The 22,431-nt window shown below is 41.2% G+C and carries 21 protein-coding genes; 10 read left to right on the top strand and 11 right to left on the bottom strand.

Annotated elements, in window-relative coordinates; genetic code table 11:
* Window positions 1–19: 19 nt before the first annotated feature.
* Window positions 20–484: a tRNA (uridine(34)/cytosine(34)/5-carboxymethylaminomethyluridine(34)-2'-O)-methyltransferase TrmL gene (gene trmL, locus PSI06_RS09740; RefSeq protein ID WP_004588612.1), complete on the bottom strand. Its 465-nt coding sequence runs from the start codon at window positions 482–484 to the stop codon at window positions 20–22.
* Between the two features lie 159 nt (window positions 485–643).
* Here trmL and PSI06_RS09735 point away from each other — a divergent pair, with 159 nt between their 5' ends.
* Window positions 644–1,510: a cation diffusion facilitator family transporter gene (locus tag PSI06_RS09735; RefSeq protein WP_273605015.1), complete on the top strand. Its 867-nt coding sequence runs from the start codon at window positions 644–646 to the stop codon at window positions 1,508–1,510.
* On the opposite strand, the gene PSI06_RS09730 is transcribed toward PSI06_RS09735, so the two are convergent.
* The 3 genes from PSI06_RS09730 to PSI06_RS09720 are packed head-to-tail and all read right to left on the bottom strand — an operon-like array spanning window position 1,470 to window position 4,502.
* A complete protein-coding gene (locus PSI06_RS09730) occupies window positions 1,470–2,417 on the bottom strand; it encodes an alpha/beta fold hydrolase (protein WP_004588610.1) in 948 nt (315 codons plus the stop codon). The genes PSI06_RS09735 and PSI06_RS09730 overlap by 41 nt on opposite strands.
* A gap of 2 nt (window positions 2,418–2,419) precedes the next feature.
* Window positions 2,420–3,835, bottom strand: a complete 1,416-nt coding sequence (locus tag PSI06_RS09725; RefSeq protein WP_039972343.1) for an ATP-binding protein — start codon at window positions 3,833–3,835, stop codon at window positions 2,420–2,422.
* Window positions 3,813–4,502 (bottom strand): response regulator, encoded by a 690-nt coding sequence (locus tag PSI06_RS09720; protein WP_004588608.1) that lies wholly within the window; start codon window positions 4,500–4,502, stop codon window positions 3,813–3,815. Before PSI06_RS09720 ends, PSI06_RS09725 begins: the two co-directional genes overlap by 23 nt.
* Before the next feature lie 175 nt (window positions 4,503–4,677).
* Here PSI06_RS09720 and PSI06_RS09715 point away from each other — a divergent pair, with 175 nt between their 5' ends.
* Entirely contained in the window at window positions 4,678–5,169 is a 492-nt protein-coding gene (locus tag PSI06_RS09715; protein WP_004588607.1) for a Spy/CpxP family protein refolding chaperone, read from the top strand.
* A gap of 67 nt (window positions 5,170–5,236) precedes the next feature.
* On the opposite strand, the gene yacG is transcribed toward PSI06_RS09715, so the two are convergent.
* The 7 genes from yacG to nadC form a co-directional block, all read right to left on the bottom strand.
* On the bottom strand, window positions 5,237–5,467 hold the full coding sequence (gene yacG, locus PSI06_RS09710) for a DNA gyrase inhibitor YacG (protein WP_024031401.1): 231 nt from the start codon (window positions 5,465–5,467) through the stop codon (window positions 5,237–5,239).
* Window positions 5,468–5,514: 47 nt separating this feature from the next.
* Window positions 5,515–7,191 carry a type IV-A pilus assembly ATPase PilB gene (pilB, locus tag PSI06_RS09705; protein ID WP_004588605.1) on the bottom strand — a complete coding sequence of 559 codons (1,677 nt, stop codon included), beginning with the start codon at window positions 7,189–7,191 and terminating at the stop codon, window positions 5,515–5,517.
* Between the two features lie 146 nt (window positions 7,192–7,337).
* On the bottom strand, window positions 7,338–7,958 hold the full coding sequence (coaE, locus tag PSI06_RS09700) for a dephospho-CoA kinase (RefSeq protein ID WP_273603665.1): 621 nt from the start codon (window positions 7,956–7,958) through the stop codon (window positions 7,338–7,340).
* 1 nt (window position 7,959) lies between these two features.
* Window positions 7,960–8,862, bottom strand: coding sequence for a prepilin peptidase (locus tag PSI06_RS09695; RefSeq protein ID WP_273603664.1), 903 nt, complete (start codon window positions 8,860–8,862; stop codon window positions 7,960–7,962).
* 145 nt (window positions 8,863–9,007) lie between these two features.
* Entirely contained in the window at window positions 9,008–10,237 is a 1,230-nt protein-coding gene (locus PSI06_RS09690; RefSeq protein WP_273603663.1) for a type II secretion system F family protein, read from the bottom strand.
* A gap of 110 nt (window positions 10,238–10,347) precedes the next feature.
* A complete protein-coding gene (locus PSI06_RS09685) occupies window positions 10,348–10,782 on the bottom strand; it encodes a pilin (RefSeq protein WP_273603662.1) in 435 nt (144 codons plus the stop codon).
* Window positions 10,783–11,255: 473 nt separating this feature from the next.
* A complete protein-coding gene (nadC, locus tag PSI06_RS09680; RefSeq protein ID WP_273603661.1) occupies window positions 11,256–12,101 on the bottom strand; it encodes a carboxylating nicotinate-nucleotide diphosphorylase in 846 nt (281 codons plus the stop codon).
* Window positions 12,102–12,316: 215 nt separating this feature from the next.
* Between nadC and ampD the strand changes: the two genes are divergently transcribed.
* The 8 genes from ampD to PSI06_RS09645 all read left to right on the top strand — a co-directional run bounded on the left by ampD (window position 12,317) and on the right by PSI06_RS09645 (window position 22,253).
* On the top strand, window positions 12,317–12,871 hold the full coding sequence (ampD, locus tag PSI06_RS09675) for a 1,6-anhydro-N-acetylmuramyl-L-alanine amidase AmpD (RefSeq protein WP_273603660.1): 555 nt from the start codon (window positions 12,317–12,319) through the stop codon (window positions 12,869–12,871).
* A 13-nt stretch (window positions 12,872–12,884) separates the two neighbouring features.
* A complete protein-coding gene (gene ampE, locus PSI06_RS09670) occupies window positions 12,885–13,736 on the top strand; it encodes a beta-lactamase regulator AmpE (protein WP_004588598.1) in 852 nt (283 codons plus the stop codon).
* 400 nt (window positions 13,737–14,136) lie between these two features.
* On the top strand, window positions 14,137–14,886 hold the full coding sequence (gene pdhR / locus PSI06_RS09665) for a pyruvate dehydrogenase complex transcriptional repressor PdhR (protein ID WP_004588597.1): 750 nt from the start codon (window positions 14,137–14,139) through the stop codon (window positions 14,884–14,886).
* 90 nt (window positions 14,887–14,976) lie between these two features.
* On the top strand, window positions 14,977–17,643 hold the full coding sequence (aceE, locus tag PSI06_RS09660; protein WP_024031395.1) for a pyruvate dehydrogenase (acetyl-transferring), homodimeric type: 2,667 nt from the start codon (window positions 14,977–14,979) through the stop codon (window positions 17,641–17,643).
* 10 nt (window positions 17,644–17,653) lie between these two features.
* Window positions 17,654–19,564, top strand: a complete 1,911-nt coding sequence (gene aceF, locus PSI06_RS09655; RefSeq protein ID WP_273603659.1) for a pyruvate dehydrogenase complex dihydrolipoyllysine-residue acetyltransferase — start codon at window positions 17,654–17,656, stop codon at window positions 19,562–19,564.
* A gap of 333 nt (window positions 19,565–19,897) precedes the next feature.
* Window positions 19,898–21,325, top strand: a complete 1,428-nt coding sequence (gene lpdA / locus PSI06_RS09650) for a dihydrolipoyl dehydrogenase (protein WP_055014755.1) — start codon at window positions 19,898–19,900, stop codon at window positions 21,323–21,325.
* A gap of 36 nt (window positions 21,326–21,361) precedes the next feature.
* Complete coding sequence (locus PSI06_RS21685) at window positions 21,362–21,457, top strand: IS3 family transposase (RefSeq protein ID WP_369128027.1); 96 nt, start codon at window positions 21,362–21,364, stop codon at window positions 21,455–21,457.
* Between the two features lie 109 nt (window positions 21,458–21,566).
* Complete coding sequence (locus tag PSI06_RS09645; RefSeq protein ID WP_029773351.1) at window positions 21,567–22,253, top strand: tRNA-uridine aminocarboxypropyltransferase; 687 nt, start codon at window positions 21,567–21,569, stop codon at window positions 22,251–22,253.
* The last annotated feature ends 178 nt before the right edge of the window (window positions 22,254–22,431 follow it).

Raw genomic sequence — 22,431 nt, 5'->3', positions numbered from 1 at the left:
ATTGTTTGGTACAAGGTGCTTATTGCGCGTTAGGAAAGCCTAGCTGGCGCCATGATTCATAAACGAATACCGCCACAGCGTTTGATAGGTTCATACTACGGCTATTGGGCTGCATTGGAATGCGCACCCGCTGATCGTTAGGTAGCGCTTGAATCATCTCATCGGGGAGGCCGCGAGTTTCTGGCCCAAACACCAAGCAATCACCTGCTTGGTAACTGGCCTCGTGATGAAACTGGCTGCCTTTAGTGGTGCATGCATACACTTTTTTAGGTTGGCACTTTTCAAGGTAGGCTTCAAACGAGGCATGGCGCTGTACGTTACTAAACTCGTGGTAATCTAGCCCGGCACGTTTTACTCGCTTATCGTCCCACTCAAAACCTAATGGCTCAATTAAATGCAATGAGTAACCTGTGTTTGCACACAAGCGTATGATATTTCCTGTATTTGGTGGAATTTCAGGTTGATATAAAACGATATCCAGCATAATGCGCCTTTCTATTAATCTATAATTTGACGAGTGGCAGTATACACGAAACCGGTAAAAAAAATGATATACTCGCGCCATTGAATACCGCAAGTAGTGAATATTAACGTGCATCACCGTAGTTACGAATTTTGGGTTAAAACATCAAGCATAGTTACCATGGTTATGGTTAGCTTAATGATAGCTGCTAAAACCTGGGCATGGTTGGCATCGGGTTCAGCTTCTATGCTTGGCTCATTAACCGATTCATTAATGGATATTACCGCCACGGCCATGAGCTTTTTAGTGCTAGGGTATGCACTGCGCCCAGCAGATGACGATCACCGTTTTGGTCATGGCAAAGCAGAAGCCCTAGCCGGACTTGGCCAGGCTGCGTTTATAGCAGGGTCGGGGTGCTTATTGGCGTTTCATGGTATTGAGCGATTATTTAACCCAATTGTGCTTAATCATTCACTGTTAGGTGTGTGGGTGAGTATATTTGCTATTGCTTGTACGTTAGTGATTGTGTTTTTTCAGATCAAAGTGGTTAAGCATACCGAATCCATCGCTATTAAAGCAGACTCGGTGCATTACAAAGGGGATTTAATTTTAAATGCCGCGGTATTACTTGCTATTTTGCTCTCGTACTATGGGGTGTTATACGCAGATCCGCTGTTTGCCATAGGCGTTGCCGGTTACTTACTTTATAACAGTTGGGATATTGCGTGTGAGAGTGCCGATCATCTTATGGATAAAGAACTCCCAGATGATGAAAAGCAAAGTATTTTAGATATTGCTAATGCACATAAAGATGTACACGGTGTACATGATATCCGCACTCGCCAAGGCGGTAAAATTAAGTTTATGCAAATGCACTTAGAGCTTGATGACCATTTAAGTTTAATACGTGCCCACAATGTAGCTGACGATGTAGAAAAGGCGCTTGCCGAGCGCTTTGACTCTGAGGTTGATATTTTAATTCATCTAGATCCGCTCTCGGTCGTACCTAAGTATCAAACGAAGAACAAAACTGATACAAGCGCATAAGCACAGGTTTTCTAATTTCGTCGCGTTCAAACAATAACTCGTGTTTAGCCCCTGCAAAGCTTTTCAGCTCGGCATTAGGGAGCCTATTTACGAGCTTTTGTTGCGCGTTGTTATCAACCACTTCATCGTTTTGTGCGCTGGCAATAAAAATAGGGAGGTTGATTGTGTGGGTATCCACGGCAGACATAAAAGCAAAGCTTGCATTTAACCAACCATATGTAACGCCACCTAACTGTAAAAGAGGCTGTTGTTGATAAGTGAGCCTAAATAGGTTGTACCGCACATGGCTGCTGGTTAAGGTATTAAGCGCAAATTCTTCTGGGTTGTAATCGTTTTGCCCTAGCGCATAACTGTAGCCAAAACCGAGCTTTGTGGCGGCGCGGGCTATAAATTTAGCTACCGGTTTAGGAATACCTTTAGTGTAAATATCAAACATGGGCGCAGATAAAAACGCGCCGCTGAAAGTATGCGGGTAATTTGCAAAATAATCGTACGCTATAGCGCCGCCCATGGAGTGGGCTAATAATATTTTTTTGCCTTGCCAGTGTTTATTTACAATATGTTGATTAAATAAATCTAAGTCGGCACTGTAGTCACTAAAGCGTTTTACATACCCTTTGTGCTTATTTTTTAACGGTCGATACGAGCGGCCTTGCCCTTGGTGGTCGGCTATAAATACCGCATAATTATTAGTGTAAAGCTCCCACAGCAGCTCTTTGTATTTTTCAAGCCCTTCTATGCGTCCAGAGCTAATTACTATGGCAGTGTTAGCTGTTTCTGGCACTGCGTAAGCAAAAAACAGTTTACCTTCAGATGCATTAAAATAGTTTTTATTAAGTACATTTTCGTAAAAGTGATTAATGCGTGCTTGGTTACTTTCAAGCGCTGATTCGGTACTGTAAAACATGCTTACTCTTTAATTAGTGGCAGGGTGATATTGGCACAAAGCCCGCCTTTTTCTTTATTAGATAGCGCTAAACTACCGCCGTGGGCAATAATAGCATTTTTAGCGATAGCTAAGCCAAGCCCTGTGCCGCCACTTACTCTGTCGCGAGCGTCAGATTGCCTAAAAAAGGGCTCACAAAGCTTGCTCAGTTGCTCATTTGGAACGCCAGGGCCATCGTCGCAAATCTCTATATAGATTTGGTTGTTATAGTGTACGTTAAAGCTAATGTTGCTGTGCGCGTATTTTATTGCGTTACGTAATAGGTTTTCGAGTGCGCTGGCAATTAATGATTCATCGCAGCTTAGCATTACATCGGCATTGCCACTAAAAGTAAGTGTTTTAGTATTTTGCTTGGCTTCAAACTGCGCATCATTTAATACGTGCTCTACTATATCTTTTAACGATTGCTTTTGCAGTGACAGAGTTTGGCTTTGCGCTTCTAAACGCGACACTTGCAATACATCGGCAATCATTTTATCAAGCTGGTTTGCTTCTTTTTCTATACGTAATAAATACGATTGGCTTGCCTCGTTGGCTTGCATTTGTGCAAGGCCCGTTGCCATTTTTAAACGCGTAAGCGGGGAGCGTAACTCATGAGATATATCAGCCAGTAAGCGCTTTTGGGCACTAATAAGTTGTTCAAGCTGATTAGCCATACTGTTAAAGTCGCGCCCAAGCACCCCTAGCTCGTCTTTTCTGCTTGCAGGTATGGCAACTCGCGCTGATAAATCGCCAGATGAAAGTTTTATAGCTGCTTTTTTAAGGCTGTTAATCGGTGCGATTAAGTTGCGACTAAAAATAAAACTCAGGATTAAAGAGGCAAAAATAGCCACGAGTACTTTCATCCAATTTGGCATTAACTTAAAGCGCATGAGCAAAGGAGGTTGGTGGTTAATGTCTATTTCGTAGAGGTAAAACTGCCCCTCTGGCACGCTAATATTAACAGGGCCGAAAGCTTGGTATTTTTCGGTAAAAATGACCTGTGGCGCCAAGTTTTGACTAAAGCTAAGTAAGTTTAAATCTATTTCTGCGGGGATCTCTTTATTGCTTAATGCATCTTCGGGTTGTGCTGCGCCTAAAAATAAAATTTTTCGTTTTGAAAGCCTAGGGTGCGATAAAACATCAGCAAGGGTGCGCTTGTGTTTAGTGGCACTTCGCTCAATACTTTTGGCAGTATAAATTAGGTTTTTTTTCATTGGCCCACGCAAAGGCTCGGTGCTTACTGCATTAATTGCCGTAATATTGCTTAAGAATATAAGCGCAGCCACCGTGCCTGTTATTGTTAGCCAAAACCAAATAAATATTTTAAAAAATAAATAATGCCGAGGGTGCTTTAGCCATGCAAAGTAATGTTTATTACTCACCTTGGATGAAGACATAACCTGTACCTCGCATTGTTTTTATTCGCTCGCCTTGAATATGCTCAGCTATTTTTTTACGAATATTGCTAACGTGCATATCAATTGAGCGGTCGAACGAAGCTAAGCGCCTGCCTAGCACTTCTTCACTTATTTGCTCTTTACTGACAACTTCGCCGGCATTTTTAATTAATAACACCAGTACTTCGTACTCTGTGCCAGTAAGCGTGAGGGTGTGCTCGTTAATAGCGGCCTCTCGGGCTGCCAAATTAACCGTAATGCCATTTATATTCATTTTGCTAGGCGTTGCAACGTTTAGGCTATTTATGTGCTCTATACGGCGGGTAATGGCTTTTACTCGGGCTAGTAACTCGCGGTGATTAAAGGGCTTGGGTATGTAATCGTCTGCGCCTAGCTCTAAGCCAAAAATGCGGTCAAAGTCTTCGCCTTTTGCAGTAAGCATAATAACCGGTGTTAGCTTTGTTTGCCTAAGTTGTTTAAGTACTTCAAAGCCATCAAGGGTGGGGAGCATGACATCAAGCAATATCAGCGCGTAGTCATTTGATAGAGCAAGCTTTAAACCTTGCTCGCCATCGTGAACGCTTTGTACGTCAAAACCTTGCGCGGCTAAATATTCAGTAAGTAGTTCGCACAAACCTGTGTCGTCATCAATCATTAATAGCTTCATTTCAAACCCTTAGGCAATTTCTATATGGTTATTTTACTTCTTAAATTGTGCAAAAGTGAATCTTTACACAACCTTTACACTGCTTTGCGTTACTTTGCGTTGCAAGAGGTATAGTTAACTCACTGGCTAAGCAGCCACAACCAAATTCAATCCATCCAATATTAAGGTGATGATTATGACTAAAGTAAATACACTTTCAAAATTAGTACTTATTTGTGGTCTAGCAACGGCTACACTTGGCGCCGGTAGCGTATTAGCAAAAGGCGGCATGCACGATAAGCAAGGCCATTCTCAAGCGCGTTTTTTATTATCTGAGCGCGGTGCCGACAAGCTTGATTTAACGCAAGAACAGCAAACTAAGCTTGAAGCTATTTTTGAAGCGCAAAAAACACAGATGAAAGCACTGCGCGGCGATGATAAAGAAGCCCGTAAAGCACAGCGCAAGGCTCAAAAAGAGAAAATGGATGCTCTACTTAGCGCACCAACATTTGACGAAAACGCTGCAAAAGAGCTATTAGCTGCACGCCACGAAAAAGGCACTGAGTTTGGCTTAATTAAGCTAAAAACACAGCATCAAGTAATGCAGGTACTTAACGCAGAGCAGCAAGAAAAGTTTGCAAAAATGCAAAAGCGTATGGGTAAAAAACACCGTAAGCAAAGAGACTAATTTATAGATTACACACTAAAAAGCCAGCTTAATGCTGGCTTTTGTCGTTTAAGAGGGTGAAAAACGCTTATTTAAAAAAGTCGTCATCGTTTTTAGCCATCATCTCTTCAATATCTTCAATCATATCTTGGCTAATTTGGTTAGCCGAGGTAATAGGCGTTGATATTTTATTGTTCTCAAAAGACCATTCACCTAAATCAATAAGCTGACAGCGCTTAGAACAAAAAGGACGATGTGGGCTTTGCTGTGACCATTCAACTTTGTTTTTACAGGTTGGACAGTTAACAATTGTTGGCATACTTTACTCTCTACAATGTGTTTTAGCCCTAATTAGGGCTATCACTTCTACATATTGGTTACGCGATTAATTTCAGCCAGAGACGTTAAACCATCGGCGGCTTTTCGTAAACCCGATAATCGCAAGTTATTAAACCCAGCTTGTAGCGATACCTCTGCGATTTCGAGCGAATTGCCACCTCGCATAATAATTTGTGCAATTTCAGGGGTAATTTGCATTACTTCGTAAATACCCACACGGCCTTTGTAACCATCGGTGCAGTTTTCGCAGCCTTTGGGTGCGTATAGTGTCATGTCTTCAATTTGTGTTGTGCTAAATCCTTGACGAGCCAACTCTTCTGCTGGCAGTGTTTCAGGGGTTTTACACTTAGGGCATAAACGCCTAGCTAAGCGCTGGGCAATAATCAAACTTATAGAGCTTGCCACGTTATACGCAGGCACGCCCATATTTAATAAACGCGTTATGGTTTCTGGCGCTGAGTTGGTATGTAGTGTTGATAGTACTAAGTGACCCGTTTGCGCCGCTTTAATTGAAATTTCTGCGGTTTCTAGGTCACGTATTTCCCCTACCATCACTACATCTGGATCTTGACGTAAAAATGCACGCAGGGCGTTAGCAAAGGTCATTTCGGCTTTAGGGTTAATTTGTACTTGGTTAACCCCTTCAAGGTTTATCTCAACCGGATCCTCGGCGGTACTAATGTTACGCTCTGGCTGGTTAAGTATATTTAAACCTGTATAAAGCGATACGGTTTTACCAGAGCCCGTTGGGCCGGTAACAAGTATCATGCCTTGTGGTTGCCCAAGCGCATCCATGTAGAGCTTTTTTTGATCCTCTTCGTAACCTAATACGTCAATACCTAGCATAGCGCTTGATGAATCAAGAATACGCATTACTATTTTTTCGCCCCATAACGTAGGCATAGTACTTACACGAAAATCGATGCTTTTACGCTCGGTAATTTTTAATTTAATACGGCCATCTTGTGGTTTACGTTTTTCAGCAATATCGAGCCTCGACATTACTTTGATACGCGCCGATAGCTTACTTGCTAATGTATTTGGTGGGTTGGCAACTTCATGCAAAATACCGTCAATACGAAAGCGAATACGGTATTTGTGCTCGTAAGGTTCAAAGTGTAAATCAGAAGCGCCTTTTTTAATGGCATCCATTAATATTTTATTGATATAAACAATGATTGGCGCATCGTCTTTATCATCATCTTTAGGTGTGGTTTCTTTAGGGCCTTCACTATCTAGGTCGGCAAACTCTTTAAATTCATCGGCGCTTAAATCTAAGCTGCCTGCAGCATCAAGTAGTTGCTCAATTTTGTTATCTAGCTGAATATAGTCAACCACGACTATTTCGCACGATAAGCCGGTGCTAAATTCAAAGTTTTCAAAGGCACCGTAGTCAGTTGGATCTGAGGCGGCAATGTATACTTTTCTGCCTTTTTGAACCAGCGGTAAAATGTGGTGTTTACGTATTAGTTTTTCTTTGATTAAGTCTTCGGGGATTTGTGCAGGGTCGAAGTCTTTTAAATCAAAATACGGTACGCGAAATAAGTCTATACATTGTTCAGCTAAGTCGTTGCTGTCAATTTTTCCACATTTAGATATAAGCTCAGCGGTTGAGGCAAACTCTTGCTGTTTTGCTTTTACGGTATCGGCATCAATGCGGCCAAGCGTTATAAATTTTCTCAATAACGGTGAGTTAATATTCATTGCGCACCTATTTTAGTCCTTCAATAGTTAACAATTTATCAGAAAAAAGCAGGTGATTAAATTCGCTGTGCTTATCAACACCTTTTTTGCTAACCAAATTACGAGTTTATGTTGTTATGACCGCATTAAGGGGCATTAGTTGTATTTTATACTGCATATTGTAGGTAATTTTTATGAAGAACAACAAGTTCTGCATGAACAAGTGATAAATCGCGGTCATTATTTAGAATATCATCGGCTTTTTGTTGTTTTTCTTCCCGTGGCATTTGCGACGCTATAATGCTATTTACTTGCTCAAGGCTAATATTGTCGCGTTTTATCGTACGTTCAATCTGCACAGGCTGTGGTACATCAATTAATAAAGTACGGTTGCAGTATTTGTTAAGTTTATTTTCAAACAATAATGGTGCAACCAATACAACATAAGCACTGGTTGCATTATTTAAATCGGTGAGTATTTTTTCCCGAATAAGCGGGTGTAATAGTGCGTTAAGCCACTCTTTATCATCATTGTTGGTAAATATTTTAGTGCGCAGCGCTGCTCTGTTTAATGTGCCATCGGGTAGTAAAATACCCTCGCTAAAGTGTTCAATGATTGCATTTAGCCCTGTGCTATTAGGCGCTACCACTTGGCGGGCAATAATGTCCGCATCAACAACGCAAATACCTAGTTCCTCAAACATATTACTAACAGCCGTTTTACCGCAGCCAATACCGCCTGTTAAACCCAATACCCAATTGTTTATTTTAGTTGCTGGCTTATTCATACTAATAACCAATTAAATTAAAATACGCAGCTTGAATTTGAGCGCCCCACAGCAGGGTTATCCAACCCGCGATAGCTAAGTAGGGGCCAAATGGAATGGGTGTTGCTTTGTCTTTACCTTGAATACTTAAAAGGGCAATACCAATAATGGCGCCCACCACACTTGAAAGCAAAATAATGGTTAATAGCGACTGCCAGCCAAGCAGTGCGCCAAACACGGCCAGTAACTTAAAATCGCCATAGCCCATGCCTTCTTTACCGGTTAATAGCTTAAATAGCCAAAATACACTCCACAGGCTTAAATAGCCGCATGCTGCCCCCACTATTGCTTCGCTCGGGCTTATTGTTATACCCATTACAGCGGCTATAAGCGCAAGCCATACTAAAGGTAAAGTGAGCTGATCGGGCAGTAGCATGTGGTCAATATCAATAAAGGTGAGCGCCACTAAAATCCAGGTTACAAAAATATATAAAAGGGCGTGCTCAGTAGCGCCAAAGCTGTAGGCAATAACTAAACTTAATAGTGCGGTAATGGCTTCAACTATCGGGTAACGCGCTGATATTGGATTACTGCAATTAGCGCATTTACCTTTAAGCATAATCCAACTAATAATAGGGATATTTTGCCAAGGCTTAATCGCGGTTTTGCATTTAGGGCAGGTAGAATTAGGTTTTACTAAATTAAATGGCTCACTGTTACTGGCTTGTGTAGGTTTGGCTGTTAGTTCATCTTCTAATAATAACCTACATTCACTTTGCCATTCTCGCTGCATCATTAACGGCAGTCGATAAATAACTACATTTAAAAAACTACCTACACATAAACTAATTAAGCCAACCGTGGTTAAATAAAACCACTGCTGACTTTGCATCGCAGTGGTTATATCAAGAAAAAGATTTTCCATTAAAATACCTAACTTCAGGCCATTTATAGGCCAATTTTATTTCGCTGTGTTGAATAGTTCTTACTATTCATTTTATCTTGCAAGCTATTAATTAGCGTTTGAAATTTTGCTTACAGCTTACAGCTTACAGCTTACAGCTATGTTTTTAAATTACAGAGCCTAACTGGAAAATTGGTAAGTACATGGCAACAATTAAGCCACCGACGAGCACACCCAGCACAGCCATAATAAGCGGCTCCAATAAGCTTGATAAGCCATCAACTGCATCATCAACTTCTTGTTCGTAAATTGTTGCCACTTTGGCTAGCATGCCATCTAGCGAGCCAGACTCTTCACCAATGGCCACCATTTGAATAACCATATCAGGGAATATTTTAGAGTTACGCATCGCCCAGTTCATTTGATTACCCGAGCTCACCTCTGCTTTAATATCTAAAATAGCATAGCGATACACAGCATTACCGGACGCACCAGCAGCTGAGTCCAGTGCATCAACAAGTGGTACACCCGCAGCAAAGGTGGTCGAAAGCGTACGAGCATATCGTGCAACAGCAGCTTTATTTAAAATCATTCCAATTACAGGGAGTTTTAATATAGCTCTGTCGGTTGCATCTCTGAGTTTTAAACTTCTGAGCTTAGCTTCTTTAAAAGCATAACCAAAACCGACAATGGCTATTAAAATCACCCACCAATATTTCTGCATAAATTCAGATATACCAATAACAAATAAGGTAAAGGCAGGTAGTTGTGCGCCAAAGCCTGCAAATATCTCTTGAAACTGAGGCACTACAAAAATAAGTAAGATAGAGGTAACAATACCAGCGATAACCAATACTGAGATAGGATAAAACATGGCTTTTTTAATTTTAGATTTAAGTGCTTCAGATTTCTCTTTATAAAGGGCAACACGGTCGAATATTTTATCAAGGGCGCCAGATTGTTCGCCTGAGGCGACTAAATCACAATACAAATCATCAAAATAACGCGGATGCTTTCTAAGCGCTGTAGATAGAGGTTGTCCTGCTTTTACTTCATCGCCAATAGTTTCCATTAACTTACCAACACTTTTGTTAGTAGAGCCAGAACCAATCATTTCAATGGCTTGAATTAATGGGACGCCCGCCATCAACATAGTGGCAATTTGGCGTGTAACTAACGCAATATCTTTAGGGGTGATTTTTTGAACACTTTGTATGCCAAATAACGGCTTAGGCTTGCGCTTAACTTTAGATGGGGTTATTCCTTGTTTACGAAGCTGCGCCTTAACAAGCGAAACACTAGAGCCAGTGAGCTCCCCTTCAAGCTTTTTACCTCGAGCACTAACACCTACCCATTGAAAAGTATCAAGGCCTTTATCTTCTTGTTTTTTTGCCATAAGTGAATTTCCTATATTACTGCAGCTGGAATCATAAGTGAGTGTGTTGCATAGGAAGGGCTCATACATAAAAAAAACGCTCATACGAGCGTTTTTTGTAATATTAACGGTTATGCTTGTGGGCAGCTTTTTGGTGCTAAAGTTTTATCACCAGCTAAAGTTGTAGCACACGTCCAAACGCCATCTGCATCTCTTTTTAAGGTTACTACGGCCTTGTTTACTTGCGAAGGTGCATTTTGAATTGCGCAAGCAATAGAGCCTGTACCGTCAGCTGCTAGGCTTGCTGTGATTGTACAATTTTGTGTAGTGGCATCTTTAATTGCAGAAAGTGCCTTTACATCAGCAATTGTACCACCATTATTGGCTTCAATTTCCATTTCAGTTTTTGCGCCTGAAATTTCAGCTAAACCAGCAGTCAATTTAGACGATGCTTGGTAGTTTGAGTAAGCAGGCAATGCTACCGCAGCAAGAATACCGATGATTGCTACAACAATCATTAATTCGATTAGGGTGAAACCCTGTTGTTTTTGAGTCATTGTTTTCATGTTCCTCTCCTAAAGGATAGTGTTTTGCAAAGTAGTCAGGTTAGTGGCGACAGTGCCAAGCTAAAATTACCTGATTAACTTTACAGATTTACTTAAAAATAAATTTTCACGTACTTTTAGCCTTAGGTATGAAACACAAAAGCTAAATGTGAGTTCATTATGTTGCAACTTGCGTAGGCTACCTAAATACAAAGTAGACTAAATATAGGAAACATACTGACCATTTGCTTTAATCTTTTAGGTATTTTTTGAAGATTAAAACAAAAAGTAGTTACTTATTGCTATATTTTTCAAAGAAGTAATACAACAGGGTTAGTCTAACACTTTTTGTATGCTTAAAGCACACAAAATTTTCTAAAAAGGATACTTTATTTAACAAAATGTTACAAAGTAAGCCTTTTGGATTATTAAAAGTCTTTTCATGCGTTTTGTCAATTAATTAGCATCAATAAAACTAAATTGTTGTCGTACTTTTATACAAAACGCATCGATAAATCGATTGATTGTAAATTTTTTGTAAGTGCGCCACTGGATATAAAGTCGACACCTGCCTGCGAGTAAGTTTTAAGCGTTTCTAGTGTCATATTGCCAGAAACCTCTAATTTAGCGCGCTTATTAGTAGTGACCACAGCATGCTGAATTTGTTCAACGCTAAAATTGTCGAGCATGATTATATCGGCGCCAGCATTAATGGCTTGCTCAAGTTCACTTAACGATTCAACCTCTACCTCTACGGGTTTTGTAGGGTGGTTTTGCTTGGCTTGTGCGACTGCTTTATCAATTCCGCCACACGCTGCTATATGGTTTTCTTTAATTAAAAACGCATCAAATAAGCCTATACGGTGATTTGCACCGCCGCCGCATTTTACAGCGTATTTTTGAAGTAGCCTGAGTCCTGGTATTGTTTTACGGGTATCGAGCAGTTGGGTTGTGGTGCCGCTAAGCTCTTTTACATAATTTGCAGTTGTGGTTGCGGTACCCGAAAGCGTTTGTACAAAATTAAGCGCGGTACGCTCTGCAGTTAAAATAGCACGGGCAGAGCCCTTAGCTGTAAATAAGGTGCTATTTGCTGGCACAAAGTCGCCATCATTTACTAATACGTTTACTTCAACGCTTGGATCTACTTGCTTAAACACTTCTATAATGATGTCTTTACCGCAAAAAACGCAGTCTTCGCGGGTAATTACTTTAGCATTTGCGTGCTCGTTTTGTGGAATAAGCTGCGCGGTAATGTCGCCGTCTTGTGCTGATTGATAATTTAGATCTTCATCTAAGGCGAGGGTGACAAGTTGAGTAATAAGCGTGTGCGAAATTGACATATGAAGGCTCATAAGTGTTAATAAATTAAGCAAATTTTACTATGTTTAAATAACTAATAGAAGCGCTTTTAAATGAGCAGGGGTTATTACACCTACATATATAGCATGGCTGCTAAAAGTAATGCTACCAGCTGAATGTTAGCTAACCGCAATGGCTATCATTCTTTATATAAATCCTTTAGCATCAAGTTTATGTATACCGTGGTATTAAAATAATGCAGATAGATTCAAGCGGAGTTGCCGCTAATATAACGCAGCGGCCCTGTACGCATTTTGATGAGCGCCCTGAAAATACCGATATTTCACTGTTGGTAATTCATAATATTTCATTGCCGGCTGGGCAATTTGGCACCGAATACGTTGATGCACTGTTTATGGGTGATATTGACTGTAATGCGCACCCCAGTTTTTGTGATTTAAATGGGCTTAGAGTCTCGGCGCACTGTTTTATAAAACGTACAGGCGAGATTATTCAATATGTGCCATTTAATAAACGCGCGTGGCATGCCGGGCAATCTGAATATGAAGGGCAAAGCGCATGTAATAACTTTAGTATAGGTATTGAGCTTGAAGGTACAGATACCACACCTTACACTCAGGCGCAGTACACCAGCTTACATAATCTAACAAAGGCAATTATGACCCGTTACCCGCTTATAACCACTAAGAGAGTAGTAGGGCATTGCGATATAGCACCTGGGCGAAAAACCGACCCTGGGGAAAGTTTTAATTGGCCTGCTTATATAAGCAGGCTAGAACAAGCAAATTAAGTGAGTCGCTATCATGATTTTAGTTTCTATAATTATTGCACTAATACTTGAGCGTTTAGGTGCGCGCTCACAGTATTGGCAAATAAGCCATTACGTTAATGGTTATTTAAATCGCTCGGGTAAATTACTTAGTGAAAACGGATTGTTTAGCTCGGCAATTGGCTTTTTAATTTGGTTAGTTTTGCCGGTAGTGGCTGTTGCGCTTATATATGTACTCTCTGACTTTGTACTGTGGCAATTAGCTATAAATGTTGTGGTTTTATTGGTTTGTTTTGGTTGTGCTAAGCACCGCGCTTTATATAAGTCGTATTTAAATGCACTAACGCGGGATGATAAAACCGCGGCCTCATTATACGCACTACAAATGGGGCAAAAACACCTAGAGGATGAAGAGGGCGGAGAAACATTTGGGCAAACCTTAGCGTGGATTAATTTTAGATTTTATTGCGCCGTTATTTTTTGGTTTGTAATGCTTGGCGCCCCAGGGGCCGTGTTGTATGCAATAGTGCGTACGTTGGCCGATTTAGTTAAAGAAAACCATAAAGTGGTGTTTGCAAATCGTTTTACGCTGCTGCATAAATTATTATTTTGGCTAGATTGGCTACCAGCGCGTGTTGCAAGCTTTGGCTATTTAGTCATTGGTAACTTTAATAAAGGTACAAGCTGCTGGCTGCATTATGTATTAGATTTTAAAACGCCAAACCGCAAAGTTGTTACGTGTACAGCACTTGCGGCTGAGCAAGTAGAGCAGCGTTATTACGGATGTGCTATTGAAGCCACTTGTATGATTAAATTAGTTAAGCGCAACGTGCTCTTTTATTTAGTACTTATTGCACTGCTTACTTTATTTGGCGGTTTATCGTAGTCGCGATTTTACATCGCGCAATGTGTAACTCGTTTAGGGTAGTCTCGGGATGAGGTAGTTAGTCGCGGGGTAAACCCGCTACGACCTTCTTTGATTCAAAAATTAATTTCTTCAATAAATTCAACTAGAGTGAATATTCTAATTCGCTCTGGTCAGACCATTTGTTTTCATCTTGTTAACGTTTGAATAAAACAACCTCAATTGTGCATTGTTTGAACTTCGTTCAAAATGCGTTACGCTACTCTAATTGCTCAAACAACCCGTAAATTGACACTTATTTGCCTTTTTGATACCTTATTGAAAATTTTTGGTATGACCAATTTACCTTTTGGGTAAATCGTCAAGCTCTAGGCCTTAAAAATTAGGCTTTTTAGTATTTATGCAACGTGGACGTTGATTAATGTCTTTAAAGATTAAAGCAGCAAAATTATCTGATGTTATTTTACAGCAACTTGAGAATATGATTCTTGAGGGCTCATTAGCGCCAGGTGAAAAACTGCCGCCAGAGCGCGAACTAGCAAAACAGTTTGAGGTGTCTCGCCCCTCACTGCGTGAAGCTATCCAAAAGCTAGAAGCAAAAGGATTGGTCACTCGCAGGCAAGGCGGTGGCACGTTTGTAAAAAATCAGCTTGAAGAGGGACTCACTGATCCGCTGTTTGATTTGATCAGTAAGCATCCTGAATCACAGTTCGATTTACTTGAATTTCGTCATGCACTTGAAGGGATTGCTGCATATTATGCGGCGCTTCGTGGTACCAGCACCGATTTTACCAAGGTTAAACAAAGCTTTGATAAAATTGCTCAAGTTAATAACGATTTACAATTAAAAGCCAAAGCAATTAATGCGTTTCACTTTAGTGTAGCCGAAGCCTCACACAACGTGGTTTTACTTCACTTAGTGCGAGGCATGCAAGCGCTACTGGAGCAAAATGTATTGCAAAACTTAACGGTTTTATTAAAAAAACCAGATATTAGCAATCAATTAGCCCAGCACAGGCGCTTATTAATGGATGCCGTAATTGAGGGCAATCCAGAACAAGCCCGTTTAGCAAGTAATGCCCATTTAGCCTTTATTGAAGAAGCATTACTTGAAGCGGGTAAAGAGCATTCGCGAATTGAACGTAGTTTAAGACGCACAAAACAAAATTAAGCTAATACGCTGTACTTAGAACACACTAAATTAGGTATACGTGGTATTAAATTAACAACATTCGTATTTTAAACATAAGGAAACCTCCATATGTCTGAAGTCAATAAAATTGACGTAGACGCGCTAGAAACACAAGAGTGGTTACAAGCTCTTGAATCAGTTGTGCGCGAAGAAGGTGTTGAACGAGCTCAGTATTTACTTGAGCAAGTGTTAGAGCAAGCCCGTTTAGACGGCGTTGATATGCCAACTGGCACAACAACTAACTACGTTAATACTATTCCAGTAGATCAAGAACCGGCGTACCCAGGGGATGTAAACCTTGAGCGTCGTATTCGTTCGATTATTCGTTGGAATGCAATCATGATTGTATTACGTGCATCGAAAAAAGATCTCGACTTAGGCGGCCATATGGCGTCTTACCAATCATCAGCTGCGTTTTATGAAGTGTGTTTTAACCACTTTTTCAAAGCGCCGAATGAGGTAGACGGCGGTGACTTAGTTTACTACCAAGGTCATATTTCTCCGGGTATTTATGCGCGTGCATTTGTTGAAGGTCGTCTTACGGCTGAACAGCTTGATAATTTCCGTCAAGAAGTAGATGGCAAAGGTTTACCGTCATACCCGCATCCTAAATTAATGCCTGAATTTTGGCAGTTCCCAACGGTATCTATGGGCTTAGGTCCAATTGCGTCTATTTACCAAGCACGCTTTTTAAAATACCTAGACGGCCGTGGCTTAAAAGACACTAAAAACCAACGTGTATACGCGTTTTTAGGTGACGGTGAAATGGATGAGCCAGAATCACGCGGCGCAATCTCTTTTGCGGCTCGTGAAAAGCTAGACAACCTATGTTACTTAATTAACTGTAACTTACAGCGTTTAGATGGCCCAGTAATGGGTAACGGTAAAATTATTCAAGAACTAGAAGGCCTATTTAAAGGCGCTGGTTGGAACGTAATTAAAGTTGTATGGGGCAGCGGATGGGATATTCTGCTAGCTAAAGATACATCAGGTAAATTACTACAATTGATGAACGAAACAATTGATGGTGATTACCAAACATATAAAGCTAAAGATGGCGCGTACGTACGTGAGCACTTCTTTGGCCGTTACCCAGAAACAGCTGCACTTGTTGCAGATATGACTGATGACGAAATTTTTGCGCTTAAGCGTGGTGGTCATGAGCCATCAAAACTTTATGCTGCATTTAAAAAAGCTGAGCAAACCAACGACCGTCCTACCGTGATTCTTGCTAAAACTGTAAAAGGTTACGGCATGGGTGAAGCGGCCGAAGGTAAAAACATTGCGCACCAAGTGAAAAAAATGGACATGAGCCATGTTGAACACTTACGTGACCGTTTAGGCCTACAAGATTTAGTATCAGAAGAGCAAATTAAAGATCTTCCATACTTAACGCTTGAAGAAGGCTCGGAAGAATACAAGTACTTACACGCTCGCCGTGATGCACTTAAAGGTTACACACCTACACGTATTCCTAAATTTACTGAAGAGCTAAAGCTGCCAGAAGTAGACGCATTTAAGCCGCTACTTGAAGAGCAAAAACGTGATATTTCTACCACAATGGGCTTTGTACGTGCACTTAACGTGTTACTAAAAGACAAAGGCATTGGCAAAAACATTGTGCCAATTATTGCTGATGAAGCACGTACATTTGGTATGGAAGGCTTATTCCGTCAAATCGGTATTTACAATCCACATGGCCAAAACTACACCCCTCAGGACCGCGATATTGTTTCTTACTACAAAGAAGCTACATCAGGCCAAGTACTTCAAGAGGGTATTAACGAGCTAGGTGCAATGTCGTCATGGGTAGCTGCTGCAACATCTTACAGCACTAACGATTTACCTATGATCCCATTCTACATTTACTACTCTATGTTTGGTTTCCAACGTGTTGGCGACATGGCATGGATGGCGGGTGACCAGCAAGCACGTGGTTTCTTATTAGGTGCAACAGCAGGTCGTACTACGCTAAATGGTGAAGGTCTACAGCACGAAGATGGTCACAGCCATATTCTTGCAAATACGGTTCCTAACTGTATTTCTTACGACCCAACGTACGCATTTGAAGTAGCGGTAATTATTCAAGATGGTATTCGTCGTATGTACGGTGAAAACCAAGAAAACATTTACTACTACCTAACGCTTATGAACGAAAACTACCATCAACCAGCAATGCCAGAAGGCGCTGAAGAAGGTATTCGTAAAGGTATTTACAAGCTTGAAAGCTACGAAGGTAAAAAAGCCAACGTACAGTTATTAAGCTCAGGTACTATTATGACTGAAGTACGCAAAGCTGCAGCCATTTTAAGCGAAGAGTACGGTATTGCTTCTGATGTTTATTCAGTAACATCATTCAATGAGCTTACCCGTGACGGTCAAGACGTTGAGCGTTTCAACATGCTTAACCCAGAAAGCGAGCAAAAAACGCCATACATCACTAGCGTATTAAACGACTCAGTGACTGTTGCTGCGACCGACTACATGAAAAACTACGCAGAGCAAGCGCGTTCATTTATTCCAAGCAGCAACTATAAAGTGCTTGGTACAGATGGTTACGGACGCTCTGATAGCCGTGAAAACTTACGTCGTCACTTTGAAGTTAATGCAAGCTACGTGGTTGTTGCTACGTTATCTGAACTTGCTAAACGTGGTGATGTTGAAAAGTCAGTGGTTGTTGAAGCAATTAAAAAGTTCGACATTGACACAAACAAACTAAATCCACTGTACGCATAAGAGGTTTGCAATGAGTATTGAAATTAATGTACCAGATATCGGTGGCGATGACGTAGAAGTAACCGAAATCTTAGTAAGCGTTGGCGACAAAGTAGATGTTGATCAATCGCTACTAACCGTTGAAGGCGATAAAGCATCAATGGAAGTACCTGCTGCGCAAGCAGGTACAGTCAAAGAAATTAAAGTAAGCGAAGGCGACACGGTAACAACAGGGTCGTTAATCATGATTTTTGAAGGCGAAGAGTCAGGCTCACAAAGTGAGCCAGAAGCGCCAGCTAAAACTGAGGCATCTGCACCTGCAGAAGCTTCAGGTTCTTCAACTAAAGAAGTAACCGTACCAGATATTGGTGACGACGAAGTTGAAGTAACAGAAATCATGGTCGCTGTTGGTGACAGCGTAGATAAAGAGCAGTCAATTTTAAGTGTTGAAGGCGATAAAGCATCTATGGAAGTACCAGCTCCTTTTGCCGGTACTGTAAAAGAAATTAAAGTAGCCGAAGGCGACAAAGTAAAAACAGGCTCTTTAGTGTTTGTTTTTGAAGTAGCTGGCTCAAGTGCACCTGCATCAGATGCGCCAAAGCAAGAATCTGCGCCAGCAGAGACTACTCAAAGCGCCGAGCCAAGCACAAAAGAAGTAAACGTGCCTGATATTGGCGATGATGAAGTTGAAGTAACTGAAATCATGGTTGCTGTTGGTGATACGGTTGAAGAAGAGCAATCTATCTTAAACGTTGAAGGCGACAAAGCGGCAATGGAAGTACCAGCCCCGTTTGCTGGTACCGTTAAAGAAATTAAAGTGGCCGCTGGCGATAAAGTCAAAACTGGCTCACTTGTGTTTGTTTTTGAAGTTGCAGGCAGTGCGCCAGTAAAAGCAGCAGCCCCGGCTGAGCAAAAGCCAGCGGCTGCACCAGCAAAAACCGAGTCTGCGCCAGCTCAAGCTGCACCTGCTGCTAAAGCAAGCGATGAAGGTTTTGAAAACAACAGCGCATATGCTCATGCATCGCCAGTTGTTCGCCGCTTAGCGCGTGAGTTTGGTATTAACTTAGCAAACGTTAAAGGCTCAGGGCGTAAAAACCGCGTAGTTAAAGAAGACGTGCAAAACTATGTTAAAAACCTAGTTAAGCAAGTTGAATCAGGCCAATTACCTGCTGGTAAAGGCAATGCGGGCGGTGGTGAGCTTGGCTTAATTCCGTGGCCGAAAGTAGATTTTGCTAAATTTGGTGAAATTGAAGAGAAAAAACTATCGCGTATTCAAAAGCTGTCGGGTAAAAACCTACACCGTAACTGGGTGCAAATCCCACATGTTACACAGTTTGACGAAGCTGATATCACCAGCCTTGAAGTGTTCCGTAAAGAACAAAACGTGTTAAGCGAGAAGAAAAAGCTCGGCGTTAAAATCACACCACTTGTGTTTGTGATGAAAGCGGTAGCGAAAGTACTTGCTGAGTTCCCAACGTTTAACTCGTCATTGTCTGAAGACGGTGAAAGCCTTATCCTTAAAAAGTACATCAATATTGGTGTTGCAGTAGATACGCCAAATGGCTTAGTTGTTCCAGTATTTAAAGATGTGGACAAAAAAGGCATTATTGAATTATCTCGCGAGCTGATGGATATTTCTAAAAAGGCGCGTGAAGGTAAGTTAACGTCATCTGATATGCAAGGCGGTTGTTTTACTATTTCAAGCTTAGGCGGTATTGGCGGTACGGCATTTACGCCGATTGTTAATGCACCAGAGGTGGCTATTTTAGGTGTATCTAAATCTGAAATGAAACCTAAGTGGAATGGTAAAGACTTTGAACCTAAATTAATGGTTCCGCTTTCTATGTCGTACGATCACCGTGTGATTGACGGTGCTCTAGCTGCACGCTTTACCGCAACGCTTGCTAGCTACATGAGCGACATACGTCAATTAGTGATGTGACACCAATTTTATTAAAAAGGCGATCATTCTAGCGATTTAAATAGCACTTTAACTGCTTCAGAAATTACTTATATAGGAAAAACTATACAGCGTAATTTCTACCTTGTTATAGCGCTATTTTGCTGTCGCGATAATTGCTTGCTAATTTAATTCAATTGATGTTTGCAAAAAAACAAAATCAAATCCCAGCCAGTTGTTTTTAGCTGGGATTTTTACTATATGCAATGATACAATCTTTGCACTATTTGTGAATTGCTCTGATTTTCTGCCCATGCAGAAACATGGCAGTTAAATTTTAGGGCAGTGTCCCGTTCAAACAATTAAGGTAATAGCATGAGCAACGAATTAAAAACTCAAGTTGTTGTACTAGGCGGTGGTCCTGGTGGTTACTCTGCGGCTTTCCGCGCTGCTGACTTGGGCTTAGAAGTTACATTAGTAGAATCTCGTGAAACATTAGGTGGTGTATGTCTTAATGTTGGTTGTATTCCTTCAAAAGCACTTTTACACGTAGCTAAAGTGATTGATGACGCTGCAGAAATGTCATCTCACGGTGTTACTTTTGGCGCTCCGCAAATTGATTTAGACAAAATTCGCTCTTGGAAAGAGTCGGTTGTTGGCCAGCTTACTGGTGGCTTAGACGGCATGGCTAAGATGCGTAAAGTTAAAGTTGTACCAGGTTACGGTAAGTTTACTGGCAGCAACACTTTAGACGTTGAAGGTGCTGACGGCACAACAACTATTACATTTGATAATGCAATTATTGCTGCGGGTTCTAAACCTGTAAGCTTACCGTTCATCCCAGAAGATGACCGTGTAATTGATTCAACGGGCGCATTAGAGCTTAAAGACATTCCAGAGAAGCTACTTGTTTTAGGCGGTGGTATTATCGGTCTTGAAATGGGTACTGTTTACCGCGCATTGGGTTCTGACATTGATGTTGTTGAGTTTGCAGACCAGTTAGTTCCGGCTGCGGATAAAGATATCATCAAGATTTACCAAAAATACGTAAGCAAAAAATTCAATGTTATGCTTTCAACTAAAGTTGTTGGCGTTGAAGCGAAAGACGATGGCTTATACGTTACTTTTGAAGGTAAAAATGCACCAGCTGAACCAGTACGTTACGACAAAGTACTTGTTGCAGTAGGCCGTACGCCTAACGGTAACTTGCTTGATGCTGATAAGGCAGGTGTTAATGTAGATGAGCGTGGCTTTATTAATGTTGATAAGCAATTACGTACTAACGTAAACCACATTTTTGCGATTGGTGACTTAGTTGGCCAGCCTATGCTTGCGCATAAAGCGGTACATGAAGGCCATGTTGCTGCTGAAGTTATTTCTGGTCAGAAGCATTTCTTCGATCCTAAATGTATTCCTTCAATTGCGTACACTGACCCAGAAATCGCTTGGGTAGGTGTTACTGAGAAAGAAGCAAAAGAGCAAGGCTTAAGCATTGAAACTGCGGTATTCCCGTGGGCAGCATCAGGTCGCGCAATTGCATCTGCTCGTACTGAAGGTTCTACTAAGCTTATCTTTGATAAAGACAGTGGCCGTGTAATCGGTGGTGCTATGGTGGGTATTAACGCAGGCGAAATGCTTGGCGAAATCGGCTTAGCAGTTGAAATGGGCGCAGACGGTGAAGATTTAGCACTTACTATTCATGCTCACCCAACATTGAACGAGTCTATTGGCCTTGCAGCTGAAATTTTTGAAGGTTCAATCACTGATTTACCAAACAAAAAAGCGGTTAAAAAGAAAAAGTAATTTAACTTTTTAATTTCGTTTTTAAAAACCCAGCTTTTGCTGGGTTTTTATATTGAGAATTACTACAACTCAGTGCGAATGCATGGGGCGATTGGAAATGTTAGCCCCATACAATATGAATCAATGAATTAAAACCCCGTGTCTACTTTATCGGGGTCAGATCAGATAGCTGATAGCTGATATCTATTCCCTTTTATTTTAGCTACAATACGCGCCGAACAAATTTTAGGTAATAGCCCCCTTGAAAAATCCCCAACATAACTCAGTATTAGTTTTGCGAGCTCAGCAAATTAGCGAATCGCGCCGCGAATTTAATGCCCGTGGCGGCAAAATGGATCGCTGTGAGCAGTGTTTAATTGCCAAGCATTACTGTATATGTGAGGGTGTAGAACAAGCGCAGTGCGATGCTGGCGTGTGTTTATTAATGTATCATAATGAAAGCTTTAAACCGTCAAACACAGGGCGTTTAATTGCTGAAATAGTCCCTGACAACTATGCATTTAGATGGGACAGAACAGAGCCAAGCGCTGAGCTATTAGCTTTATTAAACAACGCTGATTATCAACCTATGGTGATATTTCCAGCTGAAGATGTAGAGCCGGGCAGGGCAACCACCGAAGTAAACATTGAACCTGGCAAAAAGCCATTATTTATATTTTTAGATGGCACCTGGCGCGAAGCTAAAAAAATGATCCGCAAAAGCCCGTATCTAGATAATTTACCGGTGTTGTCGATCACCGCTGATAAACTATCAGATTACCGTTTACGTGTTGCACCTCACGCATACCAGTTAGGCACTGCTGAGGTAGGCATTATGGTGTTAGCGCTCGCAGGTGAGCAAGATGCCGCCTTAAAACTTGAACAGCACTTTATAAAATTTCGTGATGCGTACTTACTTGGTAAGCGAAATAAGGGCAGGCCACAGTAACTTAATTTTAGGCAAAGAAAAGCGCGCTCTATCTCTAGGCGCGCTTGCGGAATCTTCTAATTTTGCATCCTGCAATTGAACTTAATCAACTCCAATTTTTACTTATCCATGTGATTACGATATTACTTTTTAGTTCTATGTAATTTAGGCTATCCGGGCCTATCTCCTTTAAATCCCT

Origin of the sequence: Pseudoalteromonas sp. GABNS16E (assembly GCF_028598715.1) — a bacterium.
Taxonomy (GTDB): Bacteria; Pseudomonadota; Gammaproteobacteria; order Enterobacterales; family Alteromonadaceae; genus Pseudoalteromonas; species Pseudoalteromonas atlantica.
Note: the sequence above shows the minus strand (reverse complement) of the source record. Positions and strands in the feature narration are given on the sequence as shown.